Source organism: Gilliamella sp. B3892 (assembly GCF_026536305.1).
In the GTDB taxonomy this organism is placed as follows: Bacteria; Pseudomonadota; Gammaproteobacteria; order Enterobacterales; family Orbaceae; genus Gilliamella.
Window position 1 is genome coordinate 193,553 of the sequence record NZ_JAFNOK010000001.1, and the last position, 15,198, is coordinate 208,750.

The following is a 15,198-nucleotide window of genomic DNA, read 5'->3' on the forward strand; positions in this document are numbered from 1 at the left end:
GTTTTATCATAAGAGTGGCATAGGTGTTCGATTAATTTTATTACATGGTAATGGGGAAGATTATCCAATTTCTTAAAAAAAGATAAACATCAGAAACGAGAGCGCATATTAGTCCATAATTTATACTGAAACGATTTTTATAGCATGCAGTAAAGCAATGCAGAAAGAAATTATAAAAATAAGAAAGTTAGTATAATTAGTTTAGTAATTAAATTAAGTGTCTTATTAATTTTATGATTGATTTATCGAGACTTTTAAGTTTTAGCTATCTTTAAAATGGAAGAAATTAGTAATGACTAATGTAATAGAAAAGAAAGAGTGTTATAAGCATTTTAATTAAAAAATGGATTGATGCCTAATTTTGCCTATTTATCATTTAAAAACCATGCACCGCAAAATTTTAAATCAAATGTCCGACAGTTTTGCTTTTTTGTCCTGCAGATAATGAGTAATAAGGAAAGATGTAAAAATAGTTAAAAGTTTAGTTCAATTAATGTAAAAAAAAAGATATTTGCTTGCTTGTTAACTTATAACTGAATGACAAGTTTTTTATTCATCCCTTATTTTAATTAATTGAAAGCCATTTTCAGTTGGTTTAATTTCAAAGGTTCCTAAATCTCGAACTGTTTTATCTTCTACGCCTTCACAGTCGCCAGAACGCTGGAATAAATTGATCTGTAATCGAAGATGTGTTTCATCAATTTTTTCAAAAGTACCTTCCGAACCGGTAAAACAATCGTTACCACACCTAGCAGAGTATTTTGATAAGAAAGTACCATTAGTATTAAAAGTTAAAGAGTTACCGTAAATAAATTTCGTTCCATCCGAACTTATATGTAATCTTTCAGCGGGGGGATTGGATAACTCAAATAAATCCAATTCATGATTTACTACTTTATTAATTTGCCAAAGATCATTTTTCCAAAAGTCATTTATGTCATTTTGTGCAAAGCTATAAAATGGAAGCAATAATAAAAAAAGAATTTTTTTCATGATGAGTTTTACTTTTTAATAAGTCTTGATAAGAATTGTGTATAGATTTTAGACTAAAAAAAACCGTTCCTCAACTTTTTATACATCAATGAATCAACTATTTTTGTATTATTTATCTAATAGATAAATAATAATTTAGGGAATAATAAATTAAGGAGTTAGTTTAATTAATATACTGAAAAGAAGGATATTACTTGCTTATTAGCTTCTTAGCTTATTATTTTATAGCTAGTCTTCATTCATCCTTTAATTTAACTAATTGATAGCCATTTTTAGTTGGTTTAATTTCAAAAGTTCCTAAATCTCGAAGTGTTCTATCTTCTACGCCTTCACACCAGCCAGAACGCGCGAATAAATTGATTTGTAATCGAAGATGTGTTTCATCAATTTTTTCAAAAGTACCTTCCGAACGGTTAAAACAATCGTTACCGCAATCAGCAGAGTATTTTGATATGAAAGTACCATTAGTATTAAAAGTTAAAGAGTTACCGTAAATAAATTTCGTTCCATCTGAACGTATCTGTAATCTTTCAGCGGGGGGATTGGATAACTCAAATAAATCCAATTCATGATTTACTACTTTATTAATTTGCCAAAGATCATTTTTCCAAAAGTCATTTATGTCATTTTGTGCAAAGCCATAAAATGGAACCAATAATAAAAAAAGAATTTTTTTCATAATGAGTTTTACTTTTTAAAAAGTCTTGATAAGAATTGTGTATAGATTTTAGACTAAAAAAAACCGTTCCTCAACTGTAACTTTTTTTGAGGATGCAGTATTAATGTAATAAACAAGCTTGAATTTTATCGACTTCTTTATTGAGTGCATCAATAACTAAATCTGGGTGGGCTCTTTCTAAGGTTTTTACATTTTCAAACCCTTCATTGCCAATAGAACCAGTATATTGTTGAGCTTGTTTGATATTGCTAAATAGGTAACGGATATTTTTGGCATTGCGAGTAGCGGTTAATGTATAACTAACAAAGTATTTGGATTGTGATTGATAATTGGTAACAGCGTTAGCAACAACATTATTACCTTCAACTAATTTGATAGTATCGCCACCATTTATCGTAATTGCTTGTTGAGTAGGCATATTATAATATGGCCACCATGCTGAACTGAGATAGTTTTCACGGTTCAAAACCACTGGGCTATTATCAAGTTCTTGCGCAATACAGAGTGATAAAGAAGAATGAAGGACCGTAATAGGTTGTGAAGTACTGTATTTATTTATGATATCCACACCAGACGTGTTTTGAGTAATTTCTACACCTTCTATTTGATAGATTGACAGCATTTTCTGAGAAGAACAACCAGTTAGCAACGCAACTAAAACAGTAAAACCAATTAACTTTCTCATAACTCATCCTTCTTTGCTTGATTAGTTTAATTCTAAACGGTTATAAAAGTATTTACCAGTATTTAAAACAGAAGGATTTAGATATTTTTTAGCACTAGAAACTATCAAAAAAATTCTATTTATTATAGTGAATTAGTTATAATTTTTTAAAGAAAAATGAGAGAAGTTTGTTTTTCTCTCATTTGATTTATTAATCTTCTTTACCGCGAATTTTACGTGATAACCGTTTAAATCCGTGAGTAAATTTTTTAATTGCCATAGCCAGGAAAGGAACGTTAATTTTAATGCCAAAACGCTCACGCAATTCGATTGCATCATTGGCTTTAGTTAACCAAATAAAACCGGAGTTAGTTAAGTCGATTGCTTTGATTTTACCCTCTGGAGTTAAAATAAAGTTACCACCATGAACATCGTTTGAAACAAGATTATAACTATGCAGTTTTTCAATACATGCTTTAACTTGCTCTCCATATTCACGCATTTCATCCCATGTTAATGAACGTCCTTCTATAAAATTAAAGATCATATAGTGGCGATTGGTGGTTTTATCAAAAGCGACTAAATAGAGTTCATAAGCGATATCGCATTTATCCAACGAAATTTTAGCCAGCTTACGAATTAGATTAAAATAAAAATCACCAGTGATTTTAGCAATAAGTCGACGTTCTAAACGATGCTCAACACCGCCATCTATTTTGAAAATAAATTTAGATTGATTGTGATTAATTAGATAAGTATATCTCTCAATTTTATCACTTGGATCGAGTAGCTCATGATGTCCTTCTTCGGACAAAAATTGGTCAAAAAGTTCCAAATAATTTATCTCATCATTTTGTACGTAAGCGAACTTCATATTGCCGCGCTCGATTTCAATAATGTTTGCAAAGTTATTCAAGTTTTAAAGTCCTAAGATACATCAAAAATGAGTTTATCTTAAACACTATCAAGCTTAAAGTAAATGAAACAGTCGATATTAACGGGCGATGCATACGAAAAGATATCGGTTACTAGCTAGCTCAAATGTAATTAGCTTAAAAATTGTTAAAGGTAAGTAACCCATTTGTTGGATGCCGTTTTTATTTATGCCTCCGTGTGTTTACTATTAATAATGTTAAATCTATCTTTAATCTGCCAAGTAATTTAGCCTGGCTATCGAATAAAAATAAACTTATCGCTAAATAGCGCTTTGAAATATGACTTTTTTATTTGCAAAATAATTTTATTTCTTCAACAATTCCTTATTGTTATTTAGCATCTTATTATCTTTAAGTTATATCAGAACTAAATACAGTCAATTATCTAAATTTTATTGATAAATATTAAAATGTGATTAAACTCACATTTTGTTTAAAAACCAGTTGTCCATAGTTGTACATAGTTGTCTATGGATGTATATTTAACTTAACTAATATTTGGGGTAACCAATGAGTATCAACAAATTTTCTAGCACACCTCTTTATGTACAAGTCAAAGAGTGGATAAGAAATCAGATTTATCGTAATGATTTAAAAGCGGGCGACAGAATCCCGTCGGAAAACGAGATCATGAGCCTACTTTCTGTTAGTCGAGGCACAGTTCGAAAAGCGGTAGAGTTACTGATTAATGAATCTGTGCTGGAACAGATTCAAGGTAAAGGAACGTATGTAAAAGCTGAAAACATCTCTTATCAATTAGGTTATGGACTACAGTCATTTGCCGAATCGTTAGAAATGCAGCACGTCAAGTTCACCACCGAGGTTATCACCAAAAGAGTAGAGAAAGCAAACGAATATATTAGTGGAAAATTACAAGTTCCGCTTAACGCAAATATTTTTTATATGGAAAGGGTAAGAAGCGTCAATGGTGAAAAAATCATGTTTATTGAAAACCGAATCAATTTAGCTTTATGTCCTGAAATAGAGCAGGTCGATTTTACTAAACATAGTTTATTTAACCAAATTGAACGCATTACCCATAAAAAAATAGATCATTCGGACTGCCGTTATTCAGCCCGAGTGGTAGGTAAGGAGCGGGCAGATATATTAAATATTAGTGATATCTCCCCCGTTCTTCATTTAGAACAATTAGTTTACCTTGATAATGGTCTACCAATCGAGTTTGGTAATGTATGGCTAAAATCAAACGTAAACTACTTGGGGACAACACTTAGACGAAAGTAGGAGTTAGTTATGGCATTAGTCAATGGGTATACTTTATTAGGTGAAGCTAAAAAACAAAAAACATTAGCTGGCGCATTTAATACAACAAATTTGGAAACAACTTTAGCCATATTAGATGCAATTGAAGAGAGCAACATACCAAGCATGGTGCAGATTGCACCGACAAACATCGTATTATCGGGTTATAAATATATTGTCGATATGGTTCGTAATCGAGCTAGTACCATGAAGACACCATTTTGTCTGCATTTGGATCATGGCAAAACTTTTGAAGATGTTAAGCAAGCGGTTGAGGCTGGTTTTACCTCAATTATGATTGACGGCTCTCATTTACCTTTTGAAGAAAATATTCAATTGACAAAAAAAGTGGTCGATTTTTGTGGTGGATACAATATTCCGGTAGAAGCAGAGTTAGGCGCCATCACCGGTAAAGAGGACGATGAAGTTAATGAAGCCGATCGCAAAACCGATCCTAACCAAGTTCAAGAATTTGTTAAACGAACTGGCTGTGCAACTTTGGCTGTATCAGTTGGTAATGTGCACGGTTTTGAACAACAGCCCAAAATAGACTTTGATTTACTTGGCAAACTATCCGACATTTCCCCCGTATCATTGGTCATCCATGGTGGTTCAGGAATTGATGATCAAACTTTGCAAAAAATTAGCCAATATAATGTTGTTAAACTCAATGTCGGTGGTGATTTGCGTAGAGCTTATATCAGTTCAATTGGTAAACAATATGTCGCTAATAATAATGAATATAATCTTATTAAAGTATTGTTAAAAGCAAAAGGCGATGTGAAGCAAGTTGTTTACAACAAAATACTATCTATGAATTTATTAAACATTCATCGTTAAACTAACGTCATAGGTGGTAAATATGCAATTAGAACAATTGGATGACAATATTATTTTTTTAAACAAAAGCTTTGAAAGCCGAGAAGCAATGTTTGAAGCCATTAGCCATGAATTATTAGCAAATCATTATGTTACAGAACAATACTTACAAAAAGTTATTGAACGAGAAAATGAACATCCAACCGGATTTAAATTAAAAACCCTTAATGTTGCGATGCCTCATGTTGACAGTGAGTTTGTAAAAAAAGATGGCATGTTTGTTGTGACCAGTAAACAAGGCATTATTTTTAAAAATGCCGAAACTGATGAAGACCTCTCCGTCAATATCGTATTTGGTTTACTGTTAAAACAATCCGATACCCACTTAACTTTTTTAATGAAATTAGCATCATCGTTCAGCAATGATCAGATTTTGCAAAAAATAGTTGAAAGTAATAACAAATTTGAAATCAAAAAAATCTTAAAAGATATTTTGAAATAAGGAGCTTTATTATGAAAAAAAGAATCATTTTTGCCTGTACCAGTGGTATTGCAACTTCAACTATTGCAACTGAGAAAGTTAAAAATTATTGTGCCGAGCATGGTATTGAGGTTGAAAACATTCAGTCTGATGTCGCAACTGTACAATCTCAAGACGGTATGGCTGATTTAATTATCGTGACTTCTAAAGTGTCTTATCAATTAGAGAAAACACCAATTATCAATGGCGTACCTTTAATTACCACTATAGGTGAAGAAGAAGTCTTAGCCGAAATCGTTAGGATCTTGCAAGGAGATTGATTATGGCTGATAAGTTACTTGAAGTTGTCCAATATATTTTGGGCTTCGGGCCGACCGTCATGTTACCTGTTGTCATCTTTATAATGGCACTGTGTTTAGGGGTAAAAATAGGGCGGGCAATTCGTTCATCATTAACCATTGGAATGGGCTTTGTTGGTATCTTTGTTATTTTTGACTTGTTAGGAACCAGTCTTGGCAGTGCAACAACTGATTTAGTTGAACATGCCGGAATTGATTTACCCGTCATTGATCTTGGGTGGCCACCGTTAGCAGCAATTGCTTGGGCTTCACCGATTGCCCCTTTTGTAATTCCAATGACCATTATTATCAATATTGTGATGTTAACCGTTAATTGGACTAAAACTGTCGATATTGATTTATGGAATTTCTGGCATTTTACCTTTGTTGGTGCGCTGGTTTATAGCAGTACTGGCAGCTTTGTCTATGGATTGATTATAGCAGGGGTTACTGCCGTGATAACTTTTGTTTTGGCTGACTGGTGTGCGCCTATGATTCAAAAGTATTTTGAGTTACCCGGTATATCACTTCCGACACTATCATCTGTTATCTTCTTTCCTATTGGTGTGTTAGGTAATCTTATCTTAGATAAAATACCGGGATTACAAAAATTGCATGCCGATCCTCAAACGATACAAAAAAGATTTGGTATCTTTGGCGAACCGATGATGATTGGATTTGTCATAGGTGGCGCAATTGGTATAGCGGCGGGTTATGATGTTAAAGGGATTTTAAACTTAGCGATTAATCTTGGTGCTGTCATGTTAATTATGCCAAGAATGGTTAAATTACTCATGGAAGGATTGTTACCATTATCCGATGCAGTGAAGCAATTTTTAAATAAAAAATTTCCTAACCGAAAAAATTTATACATTGGTTTAGATATTGCTGTTGCTGTTGGGCATCCATCGGTGCTTTCTACTGCACTTTTACTTATTCCCGTTGGATTGATTTTATCAATCATATTACCCGGTAATAGGTTATTACCACTTGGCGATTTAACCAATATTTGGGTACCTATTTCCATGGTGGTATTGGCTTGTCGTGGCAATATTGTGAGATCATTTATTATCGGCATACCTTGCTTAATTGTGAATCTTTATGTTGCTTCAGCAGTGGCGCCGATAATTACCAACATTGCAAAAAGTATTAATTTCCCGGTAAAAACCGACGGTGAATTTTCAAGCTTATTAGATGGTGGTAATCCCTACCGTTTTTGGGCAGTGAAAGTATTTGAAGGAAATTATATCGCTTTAGCGTTAATTCCAATAATTTTCATCACTTGTCTTTTATTGTATCGCCACACTAAAAAAACATGGGATCTGGCCTAAAAAAATAACGTATACCCACTATAAATAACACTTTTAATTAAGGTAATGAATTTGATAAGGCAACTTATCGGAATGGAGACAGCTACACTTTTTTTCAAGATGAATAAATTTAACTATATGATTAATTTGTTATTTTATAGTGGGTGTACACTCAATTTGCTTGAAAACTATCGAGCGCAAGGGTAAGTAAGGAGGTTAATATGTACTCGATTGGGATCGATATCGGGACAACAAATTGTAAATTATGTGTTTTTGAATTGCCTTCACTAAAACTGGTTGATAGCGTTGCTTTTCAAACCCCTAAAGTGATTTCAGAATATGGATCGGACTTTGATATTACATCGTTATATAACCAGCTTGAAAAGGCTATCATTACGCTTATTGGTTCATCTTCTCAAGCGCAAAATGTCAAAAATATCGTTATTGCAAGCGTAGGTGAATCAGGTGTACTGATTAATGAAAAAGGTGAGGTGGTAGGCCCGGCAATTACTTGGTATGACACCAGAACTAAGAAAAATGTAGCAGAAATTAATCAAAAATTCACCGATGATGAGCTTTATGCAATTACCGGTATTCCTGTGCATAGTAACTATAGTTTAACTAAAATCTTATGGATTCGAAAAAACATTGATTTGGATATCGATAAAGTTAAATGGTTATGTATTGCCGAATATATGGCTTATAAATTGACTGATGTAAAAAGAGCAGAGCCTTCACTTGCGTCAAGAACGCTGGTTTATGATCTGAAAAATCATTGTTGGTCACAAAAAATTGCGTCAGCTTTTGCGCTCAATCGTCTATTTTGCGATCTTGTTCAATCCGGCAAAAATATTGCGAAACTTAAACCAGCGTTGGCCCAAAAACTCAATTGTAGTCAGTCAATCATGGTTTCAATTGGTGGTCATGACCATATGTGTGGTTCGATCGCAGCCGAACTTAAACCGGGTGAAATTCTAAACTCAACCGGCACCACTGAAGGATTACTGTTATTACGTAATCAAGCCAATTTTGACAACGGTTTTTTAGATAGTCATCTATCAAATGGGCAATATGTTATTGATGATTTATATACGCTTTATGCTTCGCTTCCGTCAGCGGGATATAGCATTGAGTGGTTTAAACGATCTTTTTCGGTGAGTGATGATGAATTTAATCAATTAATCGATTCATTGCTTGGCAAACTGACCGATTTACCTTACCTCAAAGCAAACCTATCAATCTTTATTCCGCATTTGCGGGGAAGTGGACCACCTAAGCGTAACATTGATGCCAAAGGGCTTTGGTATGGGTTTGATGAAAACAGCACTTTATCAAATATATTATTGGCTGTTTTTCAAGGATTGTGTTTTGAATTAAAAAATACCTTGACCACTATTGAGCAATTAACTGCAAGCTATCACCCCATAATAAAGGTAATCGGTGCGGCGGCAAAAAATCCACTGTGGTTGCAGTTAAAAGCCGACATTCTTGGTCGAGAAATCATATCGTGTAATATCAAAGAAGCGGTTTGCAAAGGTGCAGTCATGTTAGCCGGATATCAAAATCACTATATTGATAAACATTCAGATAAGCAGAGTGATAACTATATGGTTCGGTATATCCCTAATTTGCAAATAAATCACTATTACAATTCCGTTTTTAAACACTATTACCAGCCATTTTTTGATTTAAAAAACCGTTTAGAATTTCAAAGTAAAAAGGACAATAAAGATGAAAGCGTCAGTATGTTATAAACAAAACGATTTAAGAACAGAGGATCTTCCGATTCCTGATATTTCTGATAATGAAGTATTGATAAAAATGCTCGCCTGTGGTTTGTGTGGTACCGATACTCAAAAAATTAGGGGCGATAGTGTTAATAAGCCTACCGTGCTAGGACATGAAGTAGTCGGTGAGATTGTTAAAAAAGGCCAAAACGTTGATCGTTTTGAGCTGGGCGATAGAGTTATCACCGCAATACATGTTCCTTGTTTTACTTGCCACTATTGTAATAAAGGACATTACACAATTTGTGAGCAATTTAGAACAAATAATATCGATCCCGGTGGTTTTGCCCAATTTATTCGTATTCCCGAATTACATTTAAAGCATTTGACCCATAAGGTTTCCGATAGTGTTACAGATGAAGAAGCTACCTTAATTGAACCTATTGCTTGTTGTTTGCATGGTCTTAAGCAAGCAGATATTAGAACTAATGATAGTGTACTTATTATGGGCGCCGGAACAATCGGCATCTTACATGCGCAGTTAGCCAAAATTAAAGGCGCAAATAAAGTCATTATTAGTGATATGTCTGAATTTAAATTACAAACAGCACTAAAAGTAGGATGTGATTATGCAATTAATATTGCAGAGAAAAATATTTTTGAAGAAGTGAATAAAATTACCCATGGGCAAGGTGTTGATGTCGTTGTTATTGCTGCCGGGGTTTCATCATTAGTGTCTGATGCAATTAATCTGGTAAGAAGGGCGGGGAAAATCATTGTCTTTTCCGGGTTTGATAAAAATAAAATGGTGAATATTGATGCCAGCCGTTTCTTTAAGGATGAAATTAGTATTATCGGCACTTATTCGGTGACTCCTTATGAGTTCCCGGAAGCGTTAGATCTGCTTGAGAAGAAAAAACTCAACACTCAAGAAATGATAACGCACGTTTTTCCTTTAGATAAATTAAGCGAAGCGATTGACTTATCGACTGATCCTAAACAATCAGTATTAAAAGTTGTCATAAAAACTGAACTATAACAAGCCAATTACTTTGTTTAAAACAGCACAATCATTGGCAATGATGAGATGAGCAAAATTTAGTATTAATAAGGTAGAACAGATGAAAAAAGTATCGATTATTCTTATTTTAGTTGTGTTGTTGATTAACTTTTATTCTATCAGTTATGGTTTATATTCGAATTTTGCTCATTCTCAATTAGATGTTTTTTCAACACTGCTTTACTTGGTCATACTGTGCTGTATTGCGCTGTTGATTTATTTGATTATCAAAAAAAATCAGAACACGCCAATTTATCTCACTTTTTACTTTTTTCTTTGCTTAATTACCACAACGGTAGAGATTATCTATTTATCTTCACAGCAAATCGGTACAGGTAACAATATGATTTATTTTTTGATCTATTTTTCACTATTTATTTATGTCATCAAATCAATCAGCCTTAAAAAATATTTCTCTACTTCAAAAAATTGAAAGGTAACAACTTTATGTTTAAAAACATCAATCTTTATTTTGTCCGCCATGGTGAAACAAAATGGAATCAATTACAGTTATTTCAAGGATCATCAGATTCTCAACTCACTTTAAATGGTATTAATCAAGCAAAATTAACTGCTAAAGCAGTAGACAAGGTGAATTTTGTTAACGCTTACGTAAGCCCACAAAAGAGGGCTGTTGATACTGCAAAGCTTATTATTAATAACCGAGATATTTCCTTAAATTTGCATGAAGGATTAAAAGAGATTGATTTTGGTCAATGGGAGGGTAAATTTGTGCCCGATTATTATGCTGATCCAAACTTTATCTATTTACAAACTGATGCCCAAAAATATTCAATAGCTGACAATCAAGGAGAAGATTTTAGAAGTGTATTTATGCGTTCCATACAGGCAATTGACGATATCATAACTGAAAATCATCATGGAAATATTTTAATTGTTTCGCATGGTTCATTGTTAAGACAACTGATTTATGTTCTTACGGGTGGAAATTGGCAAGAACATTTACAAAATACAGAAATTTTAGCAAATACCAGCATTAGCATTATTAATTATAAACAAGATGATATTGACTCGTGTGGTTATTTTACGTTGACATCGATTAATCAAACCAATCATCTCTAATAATTGAACGGGACTTTACTGATTAAATTGGTTAAACAGCGTATTATATCCATCTAAATTACATCTGCGTTTTAAAGTTGGTTATGGGTAATCATTCTGCTATTTGGTTTTTGTATATTATCAGAACGGCTAAACACTCTTTATATACCGGTATCACAACTGATGTCGCCAGGCGTTTACGCCAGCATCAAAATGGTAAAGGTGCTAAACACCTTAAAGGGCATCATAGTTTAACCGTTGTTTATCAAATCAGTGTCGGTGACAGATCAACCGCATTGAAACTTGAGTATCGTATAAAACAGCTTTCTAAACAGAAAAAAGAGCAACTGGTGGCAAACGCTCCCGACTTAGTGAATTTATTAACCTTGATCAATCGATGATTTGCTCAATTGCAGAATATTGAATGATATTATTGTCCTGATTTGCAATAGAGGTTATTTGGCGTGATTGATTCTTGATACTGCTCAATTTAAAACATTGACATCAATTGTAGCGGTGGCGCTTTAATGGCTTGACTTTGCCGATTAAATTCAGCTAATTGCTGATACCAAAAATCAGCATCGCGTATCCAAGGAAATGCGATTGGAAAAGCTCTGTCTTGCCAACGCTGAACTATCCAAGCTAGGTAGTGCACCATTCTCATTGCTCTAAGTGGTTCAATTAAACTCAGTTGGTTTATATCAAAATGATAAAACTCTTGATAGCATTCAAGAATGCTATCAAGTTGCAATTGTTGCGCTTTTCGATCGCCATTGAGTAACATCCAAATATCTTGAATCGCTGGTCCATTACGTGCATCATCAAAATCGACAAACATGGCACTATCACGCCATAATATATTACCGGCATGGCAATCAGCATGCAGGCGAATTGGTTTCCAATCGGTATGCCAATGCTGCTCAACAATCTGTATTAAGTGGGTTAAACGGGTCTTGAGTTCGTCATGGATTTTCATAGGGATCAAATTAGAGGTTAACAAAACTTCTTTAGGCTGATAAAGATATGCTTCCAGTCCAATTGTAGGGCGATAAATAAAAGGTTGTTTTGCACCAATTTGATGAATACGTCCCAGCAAAGTGGCTACCGATTCCATTTGCTCGATATTATCACTTTCATATTGCCGTCCACCCACACTTGGGAACAGAGCAAATAGGTAGCCTTCATATTCATGCAAAGTTTGACCATTAAAGGTTAATGGCGCAGCGACAGGAATATCAGCTTCTGATAGTTGCTTAGTAAATTGATGCTCTTCAAGAATTTGTGCCTGATTCCAACGATAGGGGCGATAGTATTTGGCGACATATCGTATGCGATCCTCATCAGAAAATTGATAGACACGATTTTCATAACTATTTAAAGCAGTCAGCCCCGAATCAACCCGAATACCAACGGTTGCCAAACTAGCAAAAATAACGTCGGGTGATAATGATTGAAATGAAAAGGCTGAACTATCCATTTTAACGTTCCTTTATTGCTGGCTGAACCATTGGTCTAATTTCTGTTTCAAAGGCTCTAAGCCGATACGTTTTGGCGATGAAAACGGTGCAACAGTAATATCACCTTGAAAAGGTAAGATAGCTTCTTTAACCATGTTAACCTGTTTTTTTAATGCGCCTGAAGCGAGTTTATCGGCTTTAGTTAACAGTAGCATAACAGGAATATCAACTGATACAGCCCACTCAATCATTTGTTGGTCGAGATCTTTAAGCGGATGCCGAACATCCATTAATACAATTAAGCCTTTTAAGCTTTCTCGTTTTTGCAGATATTCGCCTAATGATTTTTGCCATTTGCGTTTAATCGCTTCCGGAACTTGTGCATAACCATAGCCCGGTAAATCGACTAAACGACAATTTTCTTCCACTTCAAATAGGTTAATAAGTTGCGTTCGTCCCGGTGTTTTACTGGTTCTTGCTAAAGATTTTTGATTGGTTAATGTGTTAAGTGCACTTGATTTACCGGCATTAGATCTGCCGGCAAAGGCAACTTCAACGCCACTATCAATTGGTAAATGTGAAATATCGGGTGCACTTAAAATAAAATGCGTTTTAGCATAGTTTAATGGTCGAATGTCGGTCATAAAAAATGTCCTTTAAGTGCATTAACGGCACTTAATCACTTAAAATGCCGTTACTGTATAGAAAAACTTAGGAATTGACAACTTTTTCGACTGCTTTTGACAAGCGTTCCATTCCGGCTTGAATTTCGTTTTCACTTATAATTAAAGACGGTGTAAAACGCAATACATCCGGGCCAGCATTTAAAATCATTACTTTACATTCAGCTGCGGCATTTAAAAAGTCGCGGGCTTTACTGTGATATTCAGGTTGTAAGTAAGCACCTAATAATAGACCTTTGCCACGATACTCCCTAAATACGTTAAATTGTTGATTTATATTTTCAAGATGCTCAATAAATATTGCTCGACGCTTTTCTACACCTGCAAGTACTTCTGGTGAGTTGATAATATCAAACGCTTCACAGCCTACAGCGCAAGCTAAAGGATTTCCGCCATAAGTGGTGCCATGTACACCCGGATGCATAACTGATGCAATATCTTCGGTTGTTAACATCGCACTTATCGGAAAACCGCCACCTAATGCTTTTGCTGAAGTTAAGATATCGGGTATAACGCCATATTGTTGATAGGTATACAAGCTGCCGGTTCGTCCCATTCCGCACTGCACTTCATCAAATACCAGTAGCGCTTTATATTCATCGCATAACGCTCGAACGCCGGTTAAAAATTCAGTTGTTGCTGAACTTAAACCTCCTTCACCTTGTACCGGTTCCAGTACAACTGCACAAGTATGATCATCCATAACCGCTTTAACTGCATCAAGATCATTAAAAGGTACATGGATAATATCTGCCGGTTTGGGTCCAAAACCGTCGGAATATTTAGCCTGCCCACCGACTGAAACAGTAAAAAAAGTTCGCCCATGAAAAGACTGATTGAAAGCGATGATTTTGGTTTTATAAGGACTGTATTTTTGCGTGGCATAATAACGAGCCAATTTGAAAGCTGCTTCATTGGCTTCGGCACCTGAGTTAGCAAAAAAAACACGATCAGCAAAGGTATTATCGATAAGCTTTTTGGCTAAACTTAAAGCCGGTTCATTAGTAAACACATTGCTAACATGCCATAACTTTTCACTTTGTTGTTGTAGAGCTTTGATCAATCGTGGATGACAGTGCCCCAAAGCGTTAACTGCAATGCCACCGGCAAAATCAATATACTCTTCGCCATTTTGATCCCAAACACGACTACCACTTCCTTTTACCGGAATAAATTGAGCAGGAGCATAAACGGGTAATATCACTTTATCAAATAATTCTCGAGTCACATTGGATTGCATTATTCAGTCCTTATATTCTGTTTTAAGCCTTTTTATTCTATTTTATGCCTTTTTATAAGGGTGTAAAGTAAATATTTATTCATTTATTTTGAATTAAAATTCATTTATGTAACGATTCGGTATAAATTGAGATATTAAATAATTTTATTCTTTTCTCGATTTATTTTCGGTTATAATCAGCGCTTAACAAATAATAGTTTCTAAAACAGGATTAAATATGAGTCGTATTATTTATTGTCATTATTTAAAAAAAGATGCCGAAGGCTTAGACTTTCAGCTCTATCCTGGTGAGCTTGGTAAACGTATCTACAATGAGATTTCCAAAACAGCTTGGCAAGAATGGCTTAAAAAACAAACAATGTTAATTAACGAAAACAAACTTAATATGATGAATGCTGAGCATCGTAAAAAAATTGAATCTGAAATGGTTAAGTTTTTATTTGAAGGTGAAGATGTCGTTATTGATGGGTATAAACCAGAACATTGA

18 protein-coding genes are annotated in these 15,198 nt (G+C 34.4%); 11 read left to right on the plus strand and 7 right to left on the minus strand.

Features of this window, described 5'->3' with window-relative positions:
- Positions 1 to 549: 549 nt before the first annotated feature.
- The 4 genes from J3U74_RS00830 to J3U74_RS00845 all read right to left on the minus strand — a co-directional run bounded on the left by J3U74_RS00830 (position 550) and on the right by J3U74_RS00845 (position 3,252).
- Positions 550 to 993 carry a hypothetical protein gene (locus J3U74_RS00830; protein WP_220218003.1) on the minus strand — a complete coding sequence of 148 codons (444 nt, stop codon included), beginning with the start codon at positions 991 to 993 and terminating at the stop codon, positions 550 to 552.
- 235 nt (positions 994 to 1,228) lie between these two features.
- Positions 1,229 to 1,672 (minus strand): hypothetical protein, encoded by a 444-nt coding sequence (locus J3U74_RS00835; protein ID WP_267337928.1) that lies wholly within the window; start codon positions 1,670 to 1,672, stop codon positions 1,229 to 1,231.
- 100 nt (positions 1,673 to 1,772) lie between these two features.
- Positions 1,773 to 2,357, minus strand: a complete 585-nt coding sequence (locus J3U74_RS00840) for a hypothetical protein (RefSeq protein WP_267329941.1) — start codon at positions 2,355 to 2,357, stop codon at positions 1,773 to 1,775.
- A gap of 190 nt (positions 2,358 to 2,547) precedes the next feature.
- Entirely contained in the window at positions 2,548 to 3,252 is a 705-nt protein-coding gene (locus tag J3U74_RS00845) for a lipopolysaccharide core heptose(II) kinase RfaY (protein ID WP_220218000.1), read from the minus strand.
- Positions 3,253 to 3,781: 529 nt separating this feature from the next.
- Between J3U74_RS00845 and J3U74_RS00850 the strand changes: the two genes are divergently transcribed.
- From J3U74_RS00850 to J3U74_RS00895, 10 genes are all read left to right on the plus strand, one after another.
- A complete protein-coding gene (locus tag J3U74_RS00850; RefSeq protein ID WP_220217999.1) occupies positions 3,782 to 4,516 on the plus strand; it encodes a GntR family transcriptional regulator in 735 nt (244 codons plus the stop codon).
- Positions 4,517 to 4,525: 9 nt separating this feature from the next.
- A complete protein-coding gene (locus J3U74_RS00855; RefSeq protein WP_220217998.1) occupies positions 4,526 to 5,374 on the plus strand; it encodes a class II aldolase in 849 nt (282 codons plus the stop codon).
- Positions 5,375 to 5,396: 22 nt separating this feature from the next.
- On the plus strand, positions 5,397 to 5,855 hold the full coding sequence (locus J3U74_RS00860; RefSeq protein ID WP_267329942.1) for a PTS sugar transporter subunit IIA: 459 nt from the start codon (positions 5,397 to 5,399) through the stop codon (positions 5,853 to 5,855).
- An 11-nt stretch (positions 5,856 to 5,866) separates the two neighbouring features.
- Positions 5,867 to 6,154, plus strand: a complete 288-nt coding sequence (locus J3U74_RS00865; protein ID WP_220217996.1) for a PTS sugar transporter subunit IIB — start codon at positions 5,867 to 5,869, stop codon at positions 6,152 to 6,154.
- A gap of 2 nt (positions 6,155 to 6,156) precedes the next feature.
- Positions 6,157 to 7,503, plus strand: coding sequence for a PTS galactitol transporter subunit IIC (locus J3U74_RS00870; protein WP_220217995.1), 1,347 nt, complete (start codon positions 6,157 to 6,159; stop codon positions 7,501 to 7,503).
- Positions 7,504 to 7,703: 200 nt separating this feature from the next.
- Positions 7,704 to 9,236 carry an FGGY-family carbohydrate kinase gene (locus J3U74_RS00875; protein WP_267329943.1) on the plus strand — a complete coding sequence of 511 codons (1,533 nt, stop codon included), beginning with the start codon at positions 7,704 to 7,706 and terminating at the stop codon, positions 9,234 to 9,236.
- Positions 9,214 to 10,248, plus strand: a complete 1,035-nt coding sequence (locus tag J3U74_RS00880) for a zinc-dependent dehydrogenase (RefSeq protein WP_267329944.1) — start codon at positions 9,214 to 9,216, stop codon at positions 10,246 to 10,248. The genes J3U74_RS00875 and J3U74_RS00880 overlap by 23 nt, the downstream gene beginning before the upstream one ends.
- Before the next feature lie 82 nt (positions 10,249 to 10,330).
- Complete coding sequence (locus J3U74_RS00885) at positions 10,331 to 10,702, plus strand: hypothetical protein (protein ID WP_267329945.1); 372 nt, start codon at positions 10,331 to 10,333, stop codon at positions 10,700 to 10,702.
- Between the two features lie 14 nt (positions 10,703 to 10,716).
- Complete coding sequence (locus J3U74_RS00890; protein ID WP_267329946.1) at positions 10,717 to 11,352, plus strand: histidine phosphatase family protein; 636 nt, start codon at positions 10,717 to 10,719, stop codon at positions 11,350 to 11,352.
- A gap of 83 nt (positions 11,353 to 11,435) precedes the next feature.
- Complete coding sequence (locus J3U74_RS00895) at positions 11,436 to 11,732, plus strand: GIY-YIG nuclease family protein (RefSeq protein WP_267329947.1); 297 nt, start codon at positions 11,436 to 11,438, stop codon at positions 11,730 to 11,732.
- 89 nt (positions 11,733 to 11,821) lie between these two features.
- Here J3U74_RS00895 and J3U74_RS00900 read toward each other — a convergent pair whose 3' ends face one another.
- The 3 genes from J3U74_RS00900 to argD all read right to left on the minus strand — a co-directional run bounded on the left by J3U74_RS00900 (position 11,822) and on the right by argD (position 14,711).
- A complete protein-coding gene (locus tag J3U74_RS00900) occupies positions 11,822 to 12,808 on the minus strand; it encodes a serine/threonine protein kinase (protein ID WP_267329948.1) in 987 nt (328 codons plus the stop codon).
- A 12-nt stretch (positions 12,809 to 12,820) separates the two neighbouring features.
- A complete protein-coding gene (yihA, locus tag J3U74_RS00905; protein ID WP_065562307.1) occupies positions 12,821 to 13,432 on the minus strand; it encodes a ribosome biogenesis GTP-binding protein YihA/YsxC in 612 nt (203 codons plus the stop codon).
- A 67-nt stretch (positions 13,433 to 13,499) separates the two neighbouring features.
- Positions 13,500 to 14,711 carry a bifunctional acetylornithine/succinyldiaminopimelate transaminase gene (argD, locus tag J3U74_RS00910; protein ID WP_267329949.1) on the minus strand — a complete coding sequence of 404 codons (1,212 nt, stop codon included), beginning with the start codon at positions 14,709 to 14,711 and terminating at the stop codon, positions 13,500 to 13,502.
- A gap of 217 nt (positions 14,712 to 14,928) precedes the next feature.
- Between argD and J3U74_RS00915 the strand changes: the two genes are divergently transcribed.
- On the plus strand, positions 14,929 to 15,198 hold the full coding sequence (locus tag J3U74_RS00915) for an oxidative damage protection protein (protein WP_220217988.1): 270 nt from the start codon (positions 14,929 to 14,931) through the stop codon (positions 15,196 to 15,198).

Coding starts and splice junctions, on each gene's coding strand:
- J3U74_RS00830 (WP_220218003.1), bottom strand. CDS start 993: ATGAAAAAAATTCTTTTTTTATTATTGCTTCCATTTTATAGCTTTGCA.
- J3U74_RS00835 (WP_267337928.1), bottom strand. CDS start 1,672: ATGAAAAAAATTCTTTTTTTATTATTGGTTCCATTTTATGGCTTTGCA.
- J3U74_RS00840 (WP_267329941.1), bottom strand. CDS start 2,357: ATGAGAAAGTTAATTGGTTTTACTGTTTTAGTTGCGTTGCTAACTGGT.
- J3U74_RS00850 (WP_220217999.1), top strand. CDS start 3,782: ATGAGTATCAACAAATTTTCTAGCACACCTCTTTATGTACAAGTCAAA.
- J3U74_RS00855 (WP_220217998.1), top strand. CDS start 4,526: ATGGCATTAGTCAATGGGTATACTTTATTAGGTGAAGCTAAAAAACAA.
- J3U74_RS00860 (WP_267329942.1), top strand. CDS start 5,397: ATGCAATTAGAACAATTGGATGACAATATTATTTTTTTAAACAAAAGC.
- J3U74_RS00865 (WP_220217996.1), top strand. CDS start 5,867: ATGAAAAAAAGAATCATTTTTGCCTGTACCAGTGGTATTGCAACTTCA.
- J3U74_RS00870 (WP_220217995.1), top strand. CDS start 6,157: ATGGCTGATAAGTTACTTGAAGTTGTCCAATATATTTTGGGCTTCGGG.
- J3U74_RS00875 (WP_267329943.1), top strand. CDS start 7,704: ATGTACTCGATTGGGATCGATATCGGGACAACAAATTGTAAATTATGT.
- J3U74_RS00880 (WP_267329944.1), top strand. CDS start 9,214: ATGAAAGCGTCAGTATGTTATAAACAAAACGATTTAAGAACAGAGGAT.
- J3U74_RS00885 (WP_267329945.1), top strand. CDS start 10,331: ATGAAAAAAGTATCGATTATTCTTATTTTAGTTGTGTTGTTGATTAAC.
- J3U74_RS00890 (WP_267329946.1), top strand. CDS start 10,717: ATGTTTAAAAACATCAATCTTTATTTTGTCCGCCATGGTGAAACAAAA.
- J3U74_RS00895 (WP_267329947.1), top strand. CDS start 11,436: ATGGGTAATCATTCTGCTATTTGGTTTTTGTATATTATCAGAACGGCT.
- J3U74_RS00900 (WP_267329948.1), bottom strand. CDS start 12,808: ATGGATAGTTCAGCCTTTTCATTTCAATCATTATCACCCGACGTTATT.
- yihA (WP_065562307.1), bottom strand. CDS start 13,432: ATGACCGACATTCGACCATTAAACTATGCTAAAACGCATTTTATTTTA.
- argD (WP_267329949.1), bottom strand. CDS start 14,711: ATGCAATCCAATGTGACTCGAGAATTATTTGATAAAGTGATATTACCC.
- J3U74_RS00915 (WP_220217988.1), top strand. CDS start 14,929: ATGAGTCGTATTATTTATTGTCATTATTTAAAAAAAGATGCCGAAGGC.